This window comes from Streptomyces kebangsaanensis (assembly GCF_001906585.1).
GTDB classification, from domain to species: domain Bacteria; phylum Actinomycetota; class Actinomycetes; order Streptomycetales; family Streptomycetaceae; genus Streptomyces; species Streptomyces kebangsaanensis.
Genome location: NZ_JUJA01000046.1, coordinates 1 through 17,754, shown reverse-complemented (window position 1 = coordinate 17,754; position 17,754 = coordinate 1). Strand labels below are relative to the sequence as shown.

The window sequence follows — 17,754 nt, the reverse complement described above, 5'->3', positions numbered from 1 at the left end:
CGGCGGCGGCCGCGCGGGTCGACGACTGGAGCCTGAGTGCACCGGTGGCGTCCGGGACCATGTGTGTGCCGAAAGCACGGAGGCCCCCGCCCACCGGACGGGAGGACTTCTCACCCGGTGTTTCTCTGTGCCCCGGCAGGATTCGAACCTGCGACACCCGCTTTAGGAGTTCGATCGCTCCTCGGCACTGCCGGGGAGCCACCCGGTCACACTGGCCGTGTCGGACCGCCTAGGAGTGCTGGCGTCCGGCTTCGTTGATGTCACTTGTGGATGTCAGAACGGAGCAACCCGCGCGCGCTCGCTGGCACGATGATCCCGTGGTTGACCTGGAGCGCATCAAAGCAGAGACCGTGGCGTACTTCCGAGCACTCGATGAGAACGCCACCCTGCGGCACCACTTCCGCAGCACTGACGAGGAGGGCGGCTTGTGGTACTTCGAGGCCGTACCCGACCGCGGCGAGTTGTTCGCCGTTAAGCAAGCCGAGCTGACTCCGGCCGGCCAACTCCACCGGTACAGCTGGGAGCACCTAGAGGACGAGCACGGCTTCCTAACAGACCAAGCGATCGACCCTGAAGAGGACCTGCTGGAGACCATCCCGGCCGAGGAGTTCCAGCGGGTGTGGATTCGGTGAGCGGGCTGGACACCCGCTCTAGGGCCTGTTCGGGGTTCGGATCATGGGAGGGCTGGCAGGCTGCGTAACCAGAGGACGGATCCGCGCAGGTGGAGTCCTGCGGCGTAGCTCTCGGGTGTCTTGTCGTAGCGGGTGGCCAGCCCCCGCCATTCCTTGAACTTGTTGATGGCGCGCTCGACGGTGTTGCGGTCTTTGTAGAGCGTGGTGTCGTGGCTGACCGGGCGGCCACCGGAGCGTCCCTTCTTCTTGCGGTTGGCGGCCTGGTCGGCCTTTTCCGGGATCACCGCCTTGATCTTGTGTCTGCGCAGGTGGGCGCGGTTGGCGCGGGAGGAGTACGCCTTGTCGCCGGCGACCGCGTCCGGCCGGGTCCTTGGGCGGCCGACCGGGACACGCACCTTGACCTTCTCCAGGACGGGGATGAAGCGCGGCCTGTCCGCGGCCTGCCCGGGGGTGAGGATGATGGCCAGCGGGCGGCAGCGCCGCTCGACGGCGAGGTGGACCTTGCTGGTGAGCCCGCCCCGGGAGCGGCCCAGTTCGGCGGCCCGCAGTCGGGCCCTGTGGCGTCGGCGCACGGCACGGCGCTGTTCCCGCTCGGGGTCCCCGCTGTCCGCGGATCCGTCGCCTAGGGGGTCGTTTTGCCCCTTTGCTGCAGCCCCTTTTCCTCCGTCACAGCCTTCTCCAGGTCCTCAAGGAGCTCCGGGTCGACCACCATGCCCGCCGCGTGGTGATGCGCACGGGCAACGGTCGAGTCCACGCTGACCAGGCTGAGATCGACGTCGTCGCGGGCCGCCGCCTCGGCGATCATCCCGTCCATGAGCGCCTGGAAGACCCCGTCACGCGCCCACATCCGGAACCGGTCGTAGACCGTCGACCAAGAGCCGTAGCTCTCCGGCACATCCCGCCAGGGGCTGCCGGTACGGAACCGCCACATCACCGCGTTGAAGTAGCTGCGCAGGTCAGGGATCGGCCCGGACACCCCCAGCGGGAGGTACGGCTCGACCAACTCCCATTCACCATCGGTCAGATCACCACGAGTCACGTGACCGGTCTACCGGACTCAACCGGCCACCGGGGCCACGTTGACCCATCCGTGATCCGGACTCAGAACAGGCCCTAGGAGAGAGGCTGGGGTGTCTTGCCGGTGACCTGCGGCTTCATCGGTTGAGGCAAGGGGCATGGTCGCACCTGCTCGTCCCCGTTGTTGACCGTAGCTGACCCCTGTATCTGGCACGACTGTGGCACGCGACCTCTTCATTCCGAACTATCGGTTGGATGGTCATTGCTGTCCAGGGCGTTGGTCGTGAAGTCATTTGCTAGTCGTTGGGCTCTTCCAGCCAGCGAGCATAGCGGCCCCAGTCATTCCGGATATCTGCAATTCGGCTCCGCATCCGCTCGGTGGGAATTTCATCTTCCATGCGCGCCCACGAAATGAGCATGAGCTTTACGAGCCGGGAAGCCTCATCGTCATCGCGCTCCATAACCCGAGCCATCGACGCCCCCAAAGGGTGCTGACTGTTTACGATCACCTGCAGCATCCCGGCCATGAGGTCAAGCGAGAACATTGCCGGTCCGGAGGAAGCGCCCGAGACGAAGCGTACGCGCATCTCCTCATAGTCCACGTCGGCTCTTTCGTCCTCGGTGCGGGTAACGGACAGTCCCTCATCCGCCATGTTCTCGGCTTCGCAATCTTCCCCCGGAGATTCCTCGGGTGAGCAGGTGACGGAGGGGTCAGTCTCGGATGAGGGATCACGCGCGGCGACGCGGCTCGATTGGTCCGGCGGCGAGGATGCATCGATGGACGAACTACTGATGAATCCAACCGATGGAGCCGCTCCTTCTTCGTAGTGCGCAGCGAGCCAAAGTTCGCGAATCCTGTCCATTTCGGATCGATCCGGCCCTGAATCCGCCAGGAAGTGCAGAGCAGCGACCAACACCTCCACCTTTGGCCAGGCGGGGAAGTTCCGTCCATTCAGGATATTTGCAACCGCCTGATGCGAAATAACGTCTTTCGCGGAATCCATCTTGTCTACTGTTGAGCTAATTCTGCGAGTGCTCGGACATCCAGCGTTCCGATAAAGCGCGTGCACTTCCATCAGCATCGCCCGATGGGGACCATGTCCCAACTGCGCTTCCGGTGGCATTGCAATGCGTTTAACTTTTCCCCCCGGCATGTGTACTCCTTCTTCCATGACTGTCGGTCAGGATTCCATCAGCTTTTCTGCGACAGCTTGCGCTACCCCGCCCGCGATAGCTGATAGGAGCGCAATCAACACCCGGAGGAGCCAGTCGCTCTTCCGCTTCCTGCCTTCGGGGTCATTTTCCGAGTCGCGGCTCTCGTCGATGTCCATGGATCCAGTCTTGGAGCCCCGGCGAGCTGCACGACGACAGTGGACGTTACTTGACAGAACTTTACATATCGTCAGCAAGAGGTCTCCACTGGTCAGTTCAGCGAAGGGTGGAGGAGTAGGTGAACGAGGCCGTCGCCCACACATCGAACCGCCAAGGCTGCCCATCGTGGGGCGGAGATCTAACCAGAGAGCTGTCCGACCTGGCTCCTGCGGCCGGGGCTGGTCGAGTGCCGCGCCATGTGGGAGTTGGTGTCGGCGATCTACGGTGCGCTCACCGGGCTGGTCCTCCCCGAGCAGGCCCCTTCTCGTGAGCGGTGAAGGCTGGACGTTCTGCTGACCTACGAGAACGGGGAGCAGCAAATCCTGGAGGTCGACGAGGAACAGCACTTCACCGGGGCCCGCGCCGTGACCCTGGAGCACTATCCGGCAGGCGTGAAGCTCGGCTTCGATGCCTCGCAATGGCTGGCCCGCTCGCGGGCTCTTTCCGGGCGCGAGCGCGGCGGTGGCTTCGGCAAGCCGAAGCCACCACTGTTCCCTGGCGACGGAGGCCGCCATCGGCAGCGCGCTTTCAGGGATGCGCTGGCAGATCTGCTGCCGTCCGTGCACGGCTGGCTCCCAACCATCCGAATCAGCGATATCGAGGTCACCACCATCACCTCTGCACCGGATGTGGTCTCGTCGCTCAGGGCACTGCTCCAGGGACGCGGCGCACCTGCCTCGTATCTCGTCGCTGAGTGAGGCACAGCGGTCGGCCATCACCGACCAAGGCTGAAGCACCTGTTCCCGCATCCCTACGGCAGGCATAGATGTAGCGCCGTGTGAGGCTCGGGGCCGTGTTCGCCACGCTGCTGGTCGGCTCACGTATGCAACTGTCGCCAGTTCTCGGCCTACTGGTGACCGTGTGTGGTCTCTCCAGCGTATCGGCCCCAGCGCCCTCCGGTCTGGCCGGCGAGTCGGGTCGACTCGGTACAAGTCGTGCTGCACCGGCAACCTCATATAGCCGGCTGACCCAGGCTCGACGGGGCATCACCTGCGGCGGCGGGCATGCGGGAACCAGCCCAGCACCCGGCTCTTGGCGTGGGCAGCCGGTGGCCAAGATGCGGACCATTCCCAAGCTAGCCGCCGTCCACTATTTGTCGCGATCATGACCATTTTCGCTACTCAAACTGCGTCCGAGCTCTATACCGCCGGCAGACGAAGAATCTGATACTGGACGAGTCAGCAAAGGAACCAGGCAGGTGCCGCTGCGCGCTCCCGTCCGCCTCGGCGTGAGGCCGCCGTGCCGCCCGGCATGACGCCGGCACCCACATGGCTGACGACGCGTCAGTAAAGTCAGCAAAGGGTCAGCATGAGCCCGACCAAACGCGGTTACAGATGGCTACAGGTGCACGTGGGCCAACTCCCGGGATCGTGGTCTTGACCTGCAAAAACCCCGGCTTGAAGCGGACCTGGTAGAGTGAAGGGCGAGCCGTGTTCTACTACCTGCTCAAGTACGTCCTGCTGGGACCGCTGCTCAGAATGGTCTTCCGGCCCCGGATCGAGGGACTGGAGCACGTGCCCGCGTCCGGTCCGGCCATCGTCGCGGGCAACCACCTGTCGTTCTCGGACCACTTCCTGATGCCCGCGGTGCTCAAACGGCGCATCACCTTCCTGGCGAAGGCCGAGTACTTCACGGGACCGGGCCTCAAGGGCCGGCTCACCGCCGCCTTCTTCCGCAGCGCCGGGCAGATCCCCGTCGACCGCTCCGGCAAGGAGGCCGGGCGGGCCGCGATCCGGGAAGGGCTCGGGGTGCTGCGCAAGGGCGAGCTCCTCGGCATCTACCCGGAGGGCACCCGGTCGCACGACGGCCGTCTGTACAAGGGCAAGGTCGGTGTCGCGGTCATGGCGCTCAAGGCGCAGGTGCCGGTCGTGCCGTGCGCGATGATCGGCACGTTCGAGGCCCAGCCGCCGGGCCGGGTCGTTCCGCACATGTACCCGGTCACGATCCGCTTCGGCAAGCCCCTGGACTTCTCCCGCCATGCCGGGCTGGAGAACGAGAAGGCCGTCCTGCGCGCCGTCACGGACGAGATCATGTACGCCGTTCTGTCGCTGTCCGGGCAGGAGTACGTCGACCGGTACGCGGCGGTGGTCAAGGCGGAGCAGGCCGAGGCGAAGGGCCGCAAGGAGCGCAGGTTCCCGCGCGCACCGCTCGGCTGACCGCCACGGCACCGCACACGGAGGAGGGGCGGCCGGGCGTCCCGGCCGCCCCTCGTCACGTACGCCTGCCCGCTACGGCTTCGGCGTGGCGTGCGGAGCGCAGGTCACGTCCGCCCGGTCCAGCTCGCCGGTGAGCAGGTAGGCGTCCACCCGGTCGTTGACGCACGGGTTGGCCAGGCCGGTGACGCCGTGGGAGCCCGCGTCCCTCTCCGTGATCAGACGGGAGCCCTTGAAGCGCTTGTGCAGTTCGACGGCGCCGGCGTACGGGGTGGCGGCGTCCCGCGTGGACTGCACGATCAGCACCTGCGGCAGGCCCTTGCCCGTCTTGACGTCCACCGGGGTCTGCTGCTTGACCGGCCAGGTGGCGCACGGCAGGTTCATCCATGCGTTGGCCCAGGTCATGAACGGTGCTGTCCTGTGCAGCCGCGTGTTGTCCCGGTCCCACTTCTGCCAGCTGGTGGGCCACTTGGCGTCGGTGCACTCCACGGCCGTGTAGACGGCGTTGCCGTTCTCCGAGGAGATGTTGCCCGCGGTGTCGGACATGTCCGGGGCGGCCGCGTCGATGAGCGCCTGGGTGTCACCGGCGACGTACTTGCTGAACACCGTGGCCACCGGCACCCACGCGGAGTCGTAGTACGGGGCGCTCTGGAAGAAGGAGATCAGCTCGTTCGGGCCGACGACCCCGCCGATGGGGTTCTTCTTGGCGGTGGCGCGCAGCGTCAGCCACTTCTCCTGGACCTCGGCGCGGGTGGTGCCCAGGTGGAAGGCGGCGTCGTTCCTGGCGACCCAGTCCTGCCAGTCCTTCCAGCGGATCTCGAAGGCGGTGTCCTGGTTCAGGTTGGCCTGGTACCAGATGTTCTCACGAGCCGGGTTGACGACGCTGTCGACGACCATCCGGCGCAGGTGGCCGGGGTACATCGTGCCGTAGACGGCGCCGAGGTAGGTGCCGTAGGAGACGCCGAGGAAGTTGAGCTTCTCCTCACCGAGCGCGGCGCGGACGACGTCCAGGTCGCGGACGGTGTTCACGGTGGTCATCTGCTGCAGCATCGTACGGCCGGTGCGCTCGTAGCAGCCCTCGGCGTACTCGCGGGCCAGCTTGCGCTGGACGCGCTTGTCGGCCTCGGAGTCCGGCACCGGGTCCATCTTGGGCGCCTTGGCGAACTCCTGCGGGTCCATGCAGGAGATGGGCGCCGAGTGGCCGACACCGCGCGGGTCGAAGCCGACGAAGTCGTAGGCCTTCGCCACGTTGGCCCAGACGGGGTTCTTGGAGGTGACCCGGGTCGGGAAGCGCAGGCCCGAGCCGCCCGGTCCGCCCGGGTTGTAGACGAGGGCGCCCTGGCGCTCCTTCCTGGTGCCGGTGTTGCCGATGCGGTCGACAGCGAGCTTGATCTGCTTGCCGTCCGGCTTGGCGTAGTCGACCGGCACCGAGACCCAGCCGCACTGGATGAGCTTGGCCAGCCCCCAGTCGGCGGGACAGTCCTGCCAGTCGATCCCGGCCTTGGCGGCGCGCTCTGCGGCGATCGCGGCACCACGGGCCTCCCGGTCCTGGCCGTGGCGGTTCTCCGCACCGGCGGCGGGCGTCGCCATGGCGCCGGCCATCAGGGTCGCCGTGACCAGCGCGCCGGCCGAACCGAGCGCCGTCACCCGGTTCTTCGGTCTCTTGCCCCTCAAGTGGGACCTCCCCGTACATCGTTGCGAATTGGGTACGGGGATCCTTGCGGCTGCGCGGCCCCCGGGGACAGGGGGCACCGACCTTCTTTGCCAATCCGATAACCGGCGCGGCATGTCCCGCTGAGCGGAGCACGGTCCGGCTCCTCGGCATCCGCGGCGGACCGGCTTCCCGGTCGGTTCGTGCGGCTCGTCCCCGCCGGGGCGGTGAGCGGGGGCGGCCCCCGGAGGCCCCGAGCGAGGCGGAACCGATCCGGCATCACCTCGACGCGGCCGGTCCGCCGGGACACGTCCGCCCGGGTCCGACCGGCGGACGCTCGCCGGGATCTGAGCACCACTCAGGCTCTGTGATCCCGGTCACCCCGGCGCGGTGGCGCGGGTGGCGGACCGCGAGCGGCGTACGACTCCCCGTCACCGTACTGCAGCGCAATACGAATTGACGCTCCCACAGACTTCGCACACCGTCGGCGGGGACGAGCCCGCGGGCGTGAGTCGAAACGGACCAAATGACGTACCTCCTTTCGGGTAGGTTCACCTTCTTTTTCGAGGCCCCCGCGGTTGCGCAAGCCGCCTCCCCGGATGGCGGAACGGGGCCTTCCGGCGCTGGTCCGGGAGTCGTCACCGCGGGAGACGGCCGCTCGGACGCAGGGGTGTCCACCCGAACGGCTGAGTGGTGAGTAACAACACAAATCCCCGGTTCCGTTGGGATTTTCGGACATGCGTAGGTGAAGATCCGTGTCTGACGACAAGCCCCCGCCACCGCGGCGGGGCGGTCCGGGCGGACGCCGAATCCTGCCGCCGCCCGGACGACCGGTCGACGGAAGTGGATCGGCAGGAGTGGAGGACCCAAGCACGACGGGTCGCCGGAACGGTCACGCCATGGCCGGTCCGAGCAGCCCTTGGGGTGAAGCCGCGGCAACGCGGCCGGGCAACTTCGCCAGCCCGAATCCGACAGGTCATCCTTCACAGGCGGATGACGAAGGGTTGCGCATGACTGCGTCCAATCGTGTCCCGTCGCTGATGGCCCGGGCCGGCACGGCCTCGGCCCTGACCCTGGCCGCCGTGGGCGGCTCGCTCGTGGTTCCCGGCATGGCCTCCGAGGCCGCGGCCGCTACACCGGCCACGAAGGCGCTCCGGATCGCGGCGTCCAAGAAGGGTGCCCCCTACCAGTGGGGGGCCACCGGGCCGAGGAGCTTCGACTGCTCCGGCCTCACGCTGTACTCGTTCAAGAAGGCGGGCAAGAAGCTGCCCCGCACGGCGGACCAGCAGTACAACAAGACCCGCCACATCTCCGCGAAGAGCCGCCGGGCCGGAGACCTGGTGTTCTTCCACTCGGGTTCGTACGTCTACCACGTCGGCATCTACGCCGGCGGGGGCAAGATCTGGCACGCCCCGAAGTCCGGGGACGTGGTGAAGCTGCAGAAGATCTGGACGAAGAGCGTCTGGTACGGCCGGGTCCGCTGACCCGTCCGGGGCGGTGGCGGCTCCCTGAGGCGCCGTCACCGCCCCGGGTTCCGCAGGCGCTACGGTTCCTGCCGTCCCGTGGTCGTGACCGGCCGGGCCGGAACCGTCCACGGAATCTCGATGCAGACCGTCTTGCCTCCCTCCCGGGTCGGCCGCACGGTCAGTCGGCCGCCGCACTCGGCGGTGAGCCACCGGATGATCACCATGCCCCGGCCGTTGTCCTGCTGGACGGCGGCCGGCAGCCGTCTCGGGAACCTCGGGTGACTGTCGGTCACCCCGATACGCAGGTGTTCGTCACGCACGAGGACGAGGTCCACCGTGAAGGTGGGCGACTGTCCGAGGGTGTGCTGCACCGCGTTGGTGGCGAGCTCGGAGACGATGAGCCGGACGGTCTCGACGGTGTCCGTGTCCGGCAGCAGGCCCCACTCCTCGAGGGTGCCCACCACGTAACCTCGGGCCGCGGAGACCGAGGCGGGATCGCTCGGCAGAGTGACGGATGCTTCCAGATGGTCTGCCATGGCGACGTCGGCCCTTTCCCAGGGGATCGCAGTCCGACACGGAGCGGATGGTTCGAGTACGGTCCCGGACTGGTGCTTCGCCGCCAGACTGCCACCACCGCGCCGGTCCCGCGTGGCGATCCACCAGATATGCATATATCTGTCGCCCGATGCGGTGAACTCTGCGACGGCGGACCGTATGTGCAGCGGGTCATGCGGAGCGTTCGGAGGAGTGAGGAGCAGTCCATGCAGCACGGTCCCGCGGTACGCCGCCGGAAGCTGGGCGCCGAACTGCGCGCGCTGCGCACCGGAGCGGGCCTCACCAGCGGTCAGGCGGCCCGGCTGGTGGGCTGGCACCAGTCGAAGGTCAGCCGGATCGAGACCGGCGCCAGCGGGGTGAAACCGGCCGATGTGCGGTCGCTCCTGGACGCGTACGCCGTCCGGGACTCCCCACTGCGCGAGCTGCTGATGGTGTTGGCGGGGCTGGACGACGACGGCGGCCGGCACCACTGGTGGCACGCCTACCGCGGCGTACTGCCGCCGTCCTACCGGGACTTCATCAGCCTGGAGTCGCAGGCGAGCGGGATGCGCACGCTGGAGACCTCGGTCGTCCCCGGACTGCTGCAGACCCCCGAGTACGCTCGCGCGGTCACCCGGGCCGCCGTGGACGGGCTCGACGGCGACCGGCTGGACGCGCTGGTGGAGGTGCGGCTGGCCCGCCAGGACGTGCTGCGCGCGCATCCGCCGCTGGAGCTGGACGCGGTGCTGGACGAGGCCGTGCTGCGCCGGGAGGTCGGCGGGCCCGAGGTGATGGCACGGCAGCTGGAACGGCTGACGGAGGCGGCGCGGCTGCCCCAGGTGCGGCTCCAGGTACTGCCGTTCGCCGCCGGGGAGCACATCGGCGTCACCGGCCCCTTCGTCATCTTCTCGTTCTCGAACGCTTCCGATCTTGACGTAGTGGTCATCGACCACTTGACGAGTAGCCTCCACCTCGAACGGAAAGAAGACCTGGAGGCCTATGCCGAGGCCTTCGACACTCTTCGGAGCCGCGCTCTTCCGCCCGAGGACTCGTTGGATTTCATCGCCGGGATGCGCCGGGACACCTGACGGCGCGCCACCGCTCACCGCGAAGGAGGCACCATGTCCGCTCCGCCTCGGCACGTACCTTCCCGCACCGATCTGCACGGCGTGCACTGGCTGCGCAGCAGCTACAGCACCGGAGCCAACAACTGCGTCGAGACGGCCCGGCCGGCCGCGGGGCCCTGGGCCGGGCTGCTCGCCGTACGCGACTCCAAGGCCCCGGCCGGGCCGGCGCTGCTCTTCTCCCCCGAGAGCTGGACGGCCTTCACGGCCGCCGCGCACGGTCTCTGACCCGCGGTCCGGTCAGTTCCGCATCCGGCGACGCACGGCCGTGTCACGCCGACTCATGGCCGCGTTTCGCCGATCACCCGTACAGCGCGTCCGATCTCCGCTCCGGAGAGGTCCGCGCGGGCGGTCAGCCGCAGCCGTGAGACGCCGTCGGGCACGGAAGGAGGACGGAAGCAGCCCACGGCCAGCCCGGCCGCACGGCAGTCGGCCGCCCAGCGCACGGCCCCCTCCGGGGACGGCGCGCGCACCGAGACCACCGCGGCGTCGGGGCGTACCGCGCGCAGACCCGCGGCGGTCAGGCGCGCGTGGAGTTCGTCCGCCACCTCGCGCGCGCGTGCCGCCCGCTCCGGTTCGCGGCGCAGCAGCCTCAGCGCCGCCAGGGCCGCGCCCGCGGCCGCGGGGGCGAGGCCCGTGTCGAAGATGAACGTCCGGGCCGCGTTGACCAGGTGGTCGATCACCCGCGCGGGCCCGAGGACGGCTCCGCCCTGGCTGCCGAGCGACTTCGAGAGCGTGGCGGTGACGACCACGTCGCCGGCGCCCGCCAGCCCCGCCGCGTACGCGGCACCGCGGCCTCCGTCACCCAGCACGCCCAGCCCGTGGGCGTCGTCGACGACGAGACCGGCGCCGTGCTCCCGGCAGGCCGCGGCGAGCTCCGCCAGCGGTGCGGCGTCGCCGTCGACCGAGAACACCGTGTCGGAGACGAGGACCGCCGGGCCCCCGTGGGCACCGAGCGCCTTGCGCACGGCCTCCGCATCGGCGTGCCCGACGACCTGCGTGGTGCCCCGGGCCAGCCGGCAGCCGTCGATGAGCGAGGCGTGGTTGCCCGCGTCGGAGACGATGAGCGAGCCGTGCGGGGCGAGCGCGGTGACCGCGGCGAGGTTGGCGGCGTAACCGGAGGAGAAGACCAGCGCCGCCTCGAAACCGCAGAAGCCGGCCAGCTCGCGCTCCAGTTCGGCGTGCAGCTCGGTGGTGCCCGTGACCAGCCGGGAACCGGTCGAGCCGCCGCCCCAGGTGCGCGCCGCGTCCGCGGCCCCCGCCGTGACCTCCGGGTGGCGGGCCAGCCCCAGGTAGTCGTTGCTCGCGAGGTCCAGCAGCGGCGACTCGGCCGGGCGGGGCCGCAGCGTCCGTACGAGCCCGGCCCGGCGGCGCGCCTCGGCCTGCTCCTCGATCCAGCCGAACGCCATGGGTCCTCCGGGGCTTTTGCGGTGCAGTGCACAGGTTCCAGCGGGCAGCGCACAGACCCTATCCGCAGGGCCGGCCGCCCACGGTGTGGCAATACCCACACGTCGACGCGGGTGGAGTTGTGCGGACTCTCCTTGGCCCGGGGCGGACCCGTAGGACAGGATCGGTTCCCATGGACCTGCTGAACACGCTGGTGGACAAGGGGCTCCGGCGCGAGTCGCCGACCCGGGAGGAAGCTCTGGCCGTGCTGGCCACCTCCGACGACGACCTGCTCGACGTGGTGGCCGCGGCCGGAAAGGTGCGCCGCCACTGGTTCGGCCGGCGCGTGAAACTCAACTATCTCGTCAACCTCAAGTCCGGCCTGTGCCCCGAGGACTGCTCCTACTGCTCCCAGCGGCTCGGCTCGAAGGCCGGCATCCTCAAGTACAGCTGGCTCAAGCCCGACGACGCGTCGAAGGCCGCGGCGGCCGGGCTGGCCGGCGGCGCCAAGCGGGTCTGTCTGGTGGCGAGCGGGCGCGGTCCGACGGACCGTGACGTGGACCGGGTCTCGGAGACCATCAAGGCCATCAAGGAGCAGAACGAGGGCGTCGAGGTGTGCGCCTGCCTCGGGCTGCTCTCCGACGGCCAGGCCGAGCGGCTGCGGGAGGCCGGGGCCGACGCCTACAACCACAACCTCAACACCTCCGAGGCGACGTACGGCGACATCACCACCACCCACACCTACGCCGACCGGGTGGACACGGTGAACAAGGCACACGCGGCCGGGCTGTCCGCCTGCTCCGGGCTCATCGCCGGGATGGGCGAGAGCGACGAGGACCTGGTCGACGTGGTCTTCTCGCTGCGCGAGCTGGACCCGGACTCCGTTCCGGTGAACTTCCTGATCCCGTTCGAGGGAACGCCGCTCGCCAAGGAGTGGCACCTGACCCCGCAGCGCTGCCTGCGGATCCTGGCGATGGTGCGGTTCGTCTGCCCGGACGTGGAGGTGCGGATCGCCGGTGGCCGCGAGGTGCACCTGCGCGCGATGCAGCCGCTCGCCCTGCACCTGGCCAACTCGATCTTCCTCGGCGACTACCTGACCAGCGAGGGCCAGGCCGGCAGGGCCGACCTGGAGATGATCGCGGACGCCGGGTTCGAGGTGGAGGGCGCGGACCAGGTGACGCTGCCGGAGCACCGGACCCCCGGTGGCTGTCACGACGGCGGCGGGTGCGGAACCTCCGCGGACTCCGCCCCTCCGGCGAACGAGCCGCGCACGGACCTCGTCGCCGTACGCCGCCGGGGCGCCGGAACGGACGTCGCGCCCAATGCCTGACCTGTCCGGCCCCGGCGTGGCCGAGCTGCTGGAGCTCGACCGGCACCACGTGTGGCACCCGTACGGGCCCATGCCCGGCCGCCAGGAACCGCTCGTCGTGGAGTCGGCGAGCGGGGTGCGGCTCAGGCTCGCGGACGGCTCGGGCGAACTGGTCGACGGCATGTCGTCGTGGTGGGCGGCGATCCACGGCTACAACCACCCGGTGCTGAACGAGGCCGCGCGGGAGCAGCTGGCGCGGATGAGCCACGTGATGTTCGGCGGGCTCACGCACGAGCCCGCCGTCCGGCTCGCGAAGCTCCTCGCCGACATGTCGCCGGACGGCCTGGAGCACGTGTTCCTCGCCGACTCCGGTTCGGTGTCGGTCGAGGTCGCGGTCAAGATGTGCCTGCAGTACTGGCGTTCGCTCGGCCGTCCGGGCAAGCGGCGGCTGCTGACCTGGCGGGGCGGCTACCACGGCGACACCTGGCAGCCGATGTCCGTGTGCGACCCCGAGGGCGGGATGCACGAGCTGTGGTCCGGTGTGCTGCCGCGCCAGGTGTTCGCGGACGCGCCGCCGGCCGAGTACGAGGAGTCGTACGCCGACCATCTGCGGGAGACGGTGGAACGGCACGCCGGTGAACTCGCCGCCGTGATCGTCGAACCGGTGGTGCAGGGGGCGGGCGGGATGCGGTTCTACTCCCCCGCCTATCTGCGGGTGCTGCGCGAGGCGTGCGACGCGCACGACGTGCTGCTGGTGTTCGACGAGATCGCGACCGGGTTCGGGCGCACCGGCGCCCTGTTCGCGGCGGAGCACGCCGCCGTGACGCCGGATGTGATGTGCGTGGGCAAGGCGCTGACCGGCGGCTATCTGACGATGGCGGCGACGTTGTGCACGGCGCGGGTGGCGGACGGGATCTCGCGGGGCGAGGTGCCGGTGCTGGCGCACGGGCCGACGTTCATGGGCAATCCGCTGGCGGCGGCCGTGGCGTGCGCGTCGATCGGGCTGCTGCTGGGCCAGGACTGGCGCGCGGAGGTCAAGCGGATCGAGGCGGGGCTGCGGGACGGGCTGGCCCCGGCGGCGGAGCTGCCCGGGGTGCGGGACGTACGGGTCCTGGGCGCCATCGGCGTGGTCCAGCTCGACCGTCCGGTGGACATGGCGGCGGCGACGCGGGCGGCCGTGCGCGAGGGCGTGTGGCTGCGGCCGTTCCGGGACCTGGTGTACACGATGCCGCCGTACGTCACCGGTGACGTGGACGTGGCACGGATCGCGCGCGCGGTGTGCGCGGCGGCGCGGGAGGGTTGAGATGCCGGTACTGGTGATCACGGGCACGGGTACGGAGGTCGGCAAGACGGTCGCCACGGCCGCCGTCGCCGCGGCGGCCGTCGCGGCGGGGCGGTCGGTGGCCGTGCTGAAGGCCGCGCAGACGGGCGTACGGCCGGACGAGCTCGGGGACGCCGAGGAGGTCGCGCGGCTGGCCGGTCCGGTGACGGCACGTGAACTGGCCCGCTATCCCGAGCCGTTGGCGCCCGCTACGGCGGCCCGGAGGGCCGGGCAGGCGCCGGTGCGCCCGCCCGAGGTGGCCGAGGCCGCCGCCAAGCTGGCCACCGAGCACGATCTGGTGCTGGTGGAGGGCGCGGGCGGGCTGCTGGTCCGCTTCGACGAGGCGGGCGGCACACTGGCGGACGCGGCGCGGCTGCTGCGCGCCCCGGTCCTGCTGGCCGCCTCGGCCGGCCTGGGCACGCTGAACACGACGGAACTGACGGCCCGTGAACTGCGCTCCCGCGACGTGGACCTGCTCGGCGTGGTGATCGGCAGCTGGCCGGACCACCCGGACCTGGCCTCCCGCTGCAACGTCACCGACCTCCCCGAGGCAGCCACCGCGCCCCTCCTCGGCGCCCTTCCCGCGGGCGCCGGTGCCCTCCCGCCGGCCGCCTTCCGGGCAACGGCCCCCGACTGGCTGGCCCCCCGCCTGAACGGCAGGTGGGACGCGGAGGCCTTCACGGCGCGGGAGGCACCGGCACCGTTCGCGTAGACGGCGGGCGGACCCGTGCCGAGCCCCGCGGAACCCGTGCCGAGTCCCGTGGCTCACGGCGGGGCCACGACGGCGTCCGGCACCCGTGTGCGTGCCGTGGGCCCGAAGGGGGGACACTCCCGGTAGGCCCGTCCGTCCGGGAGGTTGCCATGGTGTCGCGGTCCGCGCGGGACGCCGTCCGTCATCCGGTGTTCGCCCGTTACTACGCCCGGGTCAGCGTGGCCGCGGAGAGCAGGATGGGCATGGCCGGGGTGCGCCGGCGGCTGCTGGGCGGGCTGTCCGGGCGGGTGATCGAGATCGGCGCGGGCAACGGCCTGAACTTCGCGCACTATCCGGGCAGCGTCGCGGAGGTCGTCGCGATCGAGCCGGAGCGGCTGCTGCGGCGGCGGGCCGTGGAGGCCGCCCTGCGTACCGAGGTCCCGGTCGACGTGGTGCCGGGCTGTGCGGAGGCGCTGCCGGTGAAGAGCGAGGCGTTCGACGCCGTGGTGTTCTCGCTGGTGCTGTGCAGCGTGCGCGACCTGCCGCGCGCTCTCACCGAGGCACGGCGGGTGCTGCGGCCGGGCGGCGAGGTGCGGTTCTTCGAGCACGGCAGGGGCGGCGGCCGGGCGATGGCCCTCACCCAGCGCGCCCTGGACCGCACGGTGTGGCCGCTGCTGGCCGGCGGCTGCCATCTGGCCCGCGACCCGGTCGCCGCCCTCCGGGACGCAGGCTTCGAGCTCGGCCCCTACCGCCGGATGCTGTTGCCGGAGAAGGGTCCGGCCCTGCCCACCTCGTACTGCGCGCTGGGCACCGCCTGGCGTCCGGCCGCCACCGAGCGCGGCTGACCGGGCGGAGGGTGCCCCTTACACCTGTACCCGGGACCCGACCTGCGGGTGGAGCCCGCGCTCGGCCCGACGGGGGATACCGGCTGCGGGCCCGCTCACACTACGCTCGGCGGGGGACAAACCAGTCATGAGCCGGGACGTATCGGACGAAGCACCCCCAGGGAGGCCGTCGTGTCCACAGCTGCTGCGGCGCCGGGCCGGGCACCGGCCGACGGGATCGCGGCCCGCGCCCGAGGGCTGACCAAGGCGTACGGGTCGGGCGAGACCGCCGTGCTCGCGCTGGACTCGGTGGACGTCGACATCGCGCGCGGCCGTTTCACCGCGGTCATGGGCCCCTCCGGTTCCGGCAAGTCCACGCTCATGCACTGCCTGGCGGGTCTCGACACCGTCTCGGCCGGCCGGGTCTGGATCGGCGACACGGAGATCACGGGTCTGAAGGACCGCGAGCTGACCCGGCTGCGGCGGGACCGGATCGGCTTCATGTTCCAGTCGTTCAACCTCATCCCCACTCTCGACGCGCTGGAGAACATCACCCTGCCGATGGACATCGCCGGCCGGAAGCCCGACGAGGAGTGGCTGGACGAGGTCATCGACACGCTGGGGCTGAGGGACCGGCTCGGACACCGGCCGTCCCAGCTCTCCGGCGGCCAGCAGCAGCGCGTGGCCTGCGCACGGGCACTGGCCTCCCGGCCCGAGCTGATCTTCGCCGACGAACCGACCGGCAACCTCGACTCCCGGGCCGGCCTGGAGGTGCTCGGCTTCCTGCGCGACGCCGTCGACAGCCTCGGGCAGACCGTCGTCATGGTCACCCACGACCCGGGCGCCGCCGCCCACTCCGACCTGGTGCTCTATCTCGCCGACGGGCGGATCGTGGACGAGATGGAGCACCCGACCGCGGAGGCGGTGCTCGAGCGCATGCGCCTGTTCGCCGGGGGAAGCCCTCAGTCCCCCGGCCTGGAGGTGGTCCGCGACCGGTTCGACGGTGACGGTGTCGCCGTCGAGGAGGCCTGACCGGAGTGCTCAAGGCGACCCTGCGCAGCTTCCTCGCCCACAAGGGGCGGCTGCTGCTCTCCGCCCTGGCCGTCATCCTGTCCGTGGCCTTCGTCACGGGCAGTCTGATCTTCTCCGACACCGTCACCCGCACCTACGACCGGCTCTTCGCCTCCACCTCCGCCGATGTGACGGTGGGGCCCAGGCAGGACCTGAGGTCCGCCGTTCCCACCGGCGTGGTGCGGACGGTGCCCGCCTCTCTCGCCCGGCGGGTGGCCGGGGTCGACGGCGTGGCCGCGGCCCACGTGGACGTGGCCGTCCAGAACGCCGTGGTGGTCAACAGCCGCGATCAACCGGTCGGCCCGACCACCGACGCCCCCACCACCGTCCGCAACTGGGAGGTCACCGACCACAGCCCGGTCCGGCTGACCTCGGGTCACGCCCCGCACGGCGGCGGCGAGGCCGTGCTGGACTCCGACACGGCCCGGCACGCGGACGTGGGCATCGGCGACACGCTGACCGTGCACGCACAGCCGGGCACCTTCCGGGTGCGCGTGGTCGGCATCGCCACGTTCACCACCACGAACCCGGGCGCCGCCCTGCTCTTCCTGGACACGCCGACCGCGCAGACCAGGCTGCTCGGCTCCGCGGACCGTGCGACGAGCGTCTCGGTCGACGCGGCCAGGGGCGTGACCGACGCCCAGCTCAAGCACCGTGTCGGCCGGGCGATCGGCACCGGCGCCTACGACCTGAGGACCGCCGGCGAGCAGGCCGAGTCCGCCGCCGCGAGCCTCGGCGGATTCCTCAGGATCATCAAGTACGTGATGCTCGGATTCGCCGGGATCGCGGTCCTCGTCGGCGTCTTCCTGATCGTCAACACCTTCGCCATGCTCATCGCCCAGCGCACCCGCGAGCTGGGCCTGCTGCGCGCCCTGGGCGCCGACCGGCGGCAGGTACGGCGCTCGGTGCTCACCGAGGCGGTGCTGCTCGGCCTGTTCGGCTCCACTCTGGGCCTGGCGGCGGGGATCGGCATGGCGGCCGGACTGATCCGGCTCCTGAGCGCCTTCGGGATGAACCTGCGGACCACGGAGATGGCCATCGGCTGGGTCACGCCCGTCGCCGCGTACGTCGTGGGCGTCGGCGTCACCTTCGTGGCGGCCTACCTCCCGGCCCGCCGCGCCGCGGCCGTGTCGCCCATGGCGGCCCTGGCGGACGCCGAGGTCGCCGGTGTGGGGCGGCCGCTGCGGGTGCGCGCGGTGGCGGG

At 70.5% G+C, this 17,754-nt stretch carries 17 protein-coding genes, 1 pseudogene and 1 riboswitch; of the genes and pseudogenes, 12 read left to right on the top strand and 6 right to left on the bottom strand.

The features are described from left to right. The first annotated feature begins 317 nt into the window (after window positions 1–317). Window positions 318–632 carry a hypothetical protein gene (locus RH94_RS06915; protein ID WP_073946760.1) on the top strand — a complete coding sequence of 105 codons (315 nt, stop codon included), beginning with the start codon at window positions 318–320 and terminating at the stop codon, window positions 630–632. A 41-nt stretch (window positions 633–673) separates the two neighbouring features. On the opposite strand, the pseudogene RH94_RS38610 reads toward RH94_RS06915, so the two are convergent. From RH94_RS38610 to RH94_RS40660, 3 genes and pseudogenes are all read right to left on the bottom strand, one after another. Beyond that, window positions 674–1,671: pseudogene (locus RH94_RS38610) on the bottom strand (IS5 family transposase). A 274-nt stretch (window positions 1,672–1,945) separates the two neighbouring features. Further along, window positions 1,946–2,653 carry a hypothetical protein gene (locus tag RH94_RS40270; RefSeq protein ID WP_143203970.1) on the bottom strand — a complete coding sequence of 236 codons (708 nt, stop codon included), beginning with the start codon at window positions 2,651–2,653 and terminating at the stop codon, window positions 1,946–1,948. A gap of 177 nt (window positions 2,654–2,830) precedes the next feature. Next, window positions 2,831–2,980, bottom strand: a complete 150-nt coding sequence (locus RH94_RS40660) for a hypothetical protein (RefSeq protein ID WP_158073030.1) — start codon at window positions 2,978–2,980, stop codon at window positions 2,831–2,833. Window positions 2,981–3,385: 405 nt separating this feature from the next. Here RH94_RS40660 and RH94_RS42605 point away from each other — a divergent pair, with 405 nt between their 5' ends. Both RH94_RS42605 and RH94_RS06890 read left to right on the top strand, forming a co-directional pair. Beyond that, a complete protein-coding gene (locus RH94_RS42605; RefSeq protein ID WP_234425587.1) occupies window positions 3,386–3,718 on the top strand; it encodes a hypothetical protein in 333 nt (110 codons plus the stop codon). 732 nt (window positions 3,719–4,450) lie between these two features. Further along, the gene (locus tag RH94_RS06890) at window positions 4,451–5,176 is read left to right on the top strand and encodes a lysophospholipid acyltransferase family protein (protein WP_073946757.1); all 726 of its coding nucleotides are present in this window, start codon (window positions 4,451–4,453) and stop codon (window positions 5,174–5,176) included. A gap of 72 nt (window positions 5,177–5,248) precedes the next feature. Here the strand turns inward: RH94_RS06890 and RH94_RS06885 are convergent, their stop codons facing one another. After that, entirely contained in the window at window positions 5,249–6,847 is a 1,599-nt protein-coding gene (locus RH94_RS06885; RefSeq protein ID WP_073946756.1) for an alpha/beta hydrolase, read from the bottom strand. Window positions 6,848–7,627: 780 nt separating this feature from the next. Then, a riboswitch (cyclic di-AMP (ydaO/yuaA leader) is annotated at window positions 7,628–7,830 on the top strand. Between the two features lie 4 nt (window positions 7,831–7,834). Between RH94_RS06885 and RH94_RS06880 the strand changes: the two genes are divergently transcribed. Beyond that, window positions 7,835–8,308 (top strand): C40 family peptidase, encoded by a 474-nt coding sequence (locus RH94_RS06880; RefSeq protein WP_073946755.1) that lies wholly within the window; start codon window positions 7,835–7,837, stop codon window positions 8,306–8,308. A gap of 59 nt (window positions 8,309–8,367) precedes the next feature. On the opposite strand, the gene RH94_RS06875 is transcribed toward RH94_RS06880, so the two are convergent. Next, the gene (locus RH94_RS06875) at window positions 8,368–8,826 is read right to left on the bottom strand and encodes an ATP-binding protein (protein ID WP_073946754.1); all 459 of its coding nucleotides are present in this window, start codon (window positions 8,824–8,826) and stop codon (window positions 8,368–8,370) included. A gap of 225 nt (window positions 8,827–9,051) precedes the next feature. On the opposite strand from RH94_RS06875, the gene RH94_RS06870 reads away from it, so the two are divergent. Beyond that, entirely contained in the window at window positions 9,052–9,912 is an 861-nt protein-coding gene (locus RH94_RS06870) for a helix-turn-helix domain-containing protein (RefSeq protein WP_073946753.1), read from the top strand. 33 nt (window positions 9,913–9,945) lie between these two features. Beyond that, window positions 9,946–10,176: a DUF397 domain-containing protein gene (locus tag RH94_RS06865; protein ID WP_073946752.1), complete on the top strand. Its 231-nt coding sequence runs from the start codon at window positions 9,946–9,948 to the stop codon at window positions 10,174–10,176. Window positions 10,177–10,229: 53 nt separating this feature from the next. Here RH94_RS06865 and RH94_RS06860 read toward each other — a convergent pair whose 3' ends face one another. Further along, window positions 10,230–11,357 (bottom strand): 8-amino-7-oxononanoate synthase, encoded by a 1,128-nt coding sequence (locus tag RH94_RS06860; protein ID WP_073946751.1) that lies wholly within the window; start codon window positions 11,355–11,357, stop codon window positions 10,230–10,232. 170 nt (window positions 11,358–11,527) lie between these two features. On the opposite strand from RH94_RS06860, the gene bioB reads away from it, so the two are divergent. The 6 genes from bioB to RH94_RS06830 form a co-directional block, all read left to right on the top strand. Beyond that, window positions 11,528–12,664 carry a biotin synthase BioB gene (bioB, locus tag RH94_RS06855; protein ID WP_073946750.1) on the top strand — a complete coding sequence of 379 codons (1,137 nt, stop codon included), beginning with the start codon at window positions 11,528–11,530 and terminating at the stop codon, window positions 12,662–12,664. Continuing rightward, entirely contained in the window at window positions 12,657–13,946 is a 1,290-nt protein-coding gene (locus RH94_RS06850) for an adenosylmethionine--8-amino-7-oxononanoate transaminase (RefSeq protein ID WP_073946749.1), read from the top strand. Before bioB ends, RH94_RS06850 begins: the two co-directional genes overlap by 8 nt. A gap of 1 nt (window position 13,947) precedes the next feature. Beyond that, window positions 13,948–14,676 (top strand): dethiobiotin synthase, encoded by a 729-nt coding sequence (gene bioD, locus RH94_RS06845; protein WP_079188926.1) that lies wholly within the window; start codon window positions 13,948–13,950, stop codon window positions 14,674–14,676. Window positions 14,677–14,825: 149 nt separating this feature from the next. Beyond that, window positions 14,826–15,500 carry a class I SAM-dependent methyltransferase gene (locus tag RH94_RS06840; RefSeq protein WP_073946747.1) on the top strand — a complete coding sequence of 225 codons (675 nt, stop codon included), beginning with the start codon at window positions 14,826–14,828 and terminating at the stop codon, window positions 15,498–15,500. A gap of 171 nt (window positions 15,501–15,671) precedes the next feature. Further along, on the top strand, window positions 15,672–16,511 hold the full coding sequence (locus RH94_RS06835; protein WP_073946746.1) for an ABC transporter ATP-binding protein: 840 nt from the start codon (window positions 15,672–15,674) through the stop codon (window positions 16,509–16,511). Between the two features lie 5 nt (window positions 16,512–16,516). After that, a partial coding sequence (locus RH94_RS06830) for an ABC transporter permease (protein ID WP_143203969.1) occupies window positions 16,517–17,754 on the top strand: 1,238 nt, incomplete at its 3' end.

Excerpts from the sequence above, each read along its gene's own strand:
- RH94_RS06875 (WP_073946754.1), bottom strand. The coding sequence starts at position 8,826 with ATGGCAGACCATCTGGAAGCATCCGTCACTCTGCCGAGCGATCCCGCC.
- RH94_RS06880 (WP_073946755.1), top strand. The coding sequence starts at position 7,835 with ATGACTGCGTCCAATCGTGTCCCGTCGCTGATGGCCCGGGCCGGCACG.
- RH94_RS40270 (WP_143203970.1), bottom strand. The coding sequence starts at position 2,653 with ATGGATTCCGCGAAAGACGTTATTTCGCATCAGGCGGTTGCAAATATC.
- RH94_RS06865 (WP_073946752.1), top strand. The coding sequence starts at position 9,946 with ATGTCCGCTCCGCCTCGGCACGTACCTTCCCGCACCGATCTGCACGGC.
- RH94_RS06860 (WP_073946751.1), bottom strand. The coding sequence starts at position 11,357 with ATGGCGTTCGGCTGGATCGAGGAGCAGGCCGAGGCGCGCCGCCGGGCC.
- RH94_RS40660 (WP_158073030.1), bottom strand. The coding sequence starts at position 2,980 with ATGGACATCGACGAGAGCCGCGACTCGGAAAATGACCCCGAAGGCAGG.
- RH94_RS06850 (WP_073946749.1), top strand. The coding sequence starts at position 12,657 with ATGCCTGACCTGTCCGGCCCCGGCGTGGCCGAGCTGCTGGAGCTCGAC.
- RH94_RS06840 (WP_073946747.1), top strand. The coding sequence starts at position 14,826 with ATGGTGTCGCGGTCCGCGCGGGACGCCGTCCGTCATCCGGTGTTCGCC.
- bioB (WP_073946750.1), top strand. The coding sequence starts at position 11,528 with ATGGACCTGCTGAACACGCTGGTGGACAAGGGGCTCCGGCGCGAGTCG.
- RH94_RS06870 (WP_073946753.1), top strand. The coding sequence starts at position 9,052 with ATGCAGCACGGTCCCGCGGTACGCCGCCGGAAGCTGGGCGCCGAACTG.
- bioD (WP_079188926.1), top strand. The coding sequence starts at position 13,948 with ATGCCGGTACTGGTGATCACGGGCACGGGTACGGAGGTCGGCAAGACG.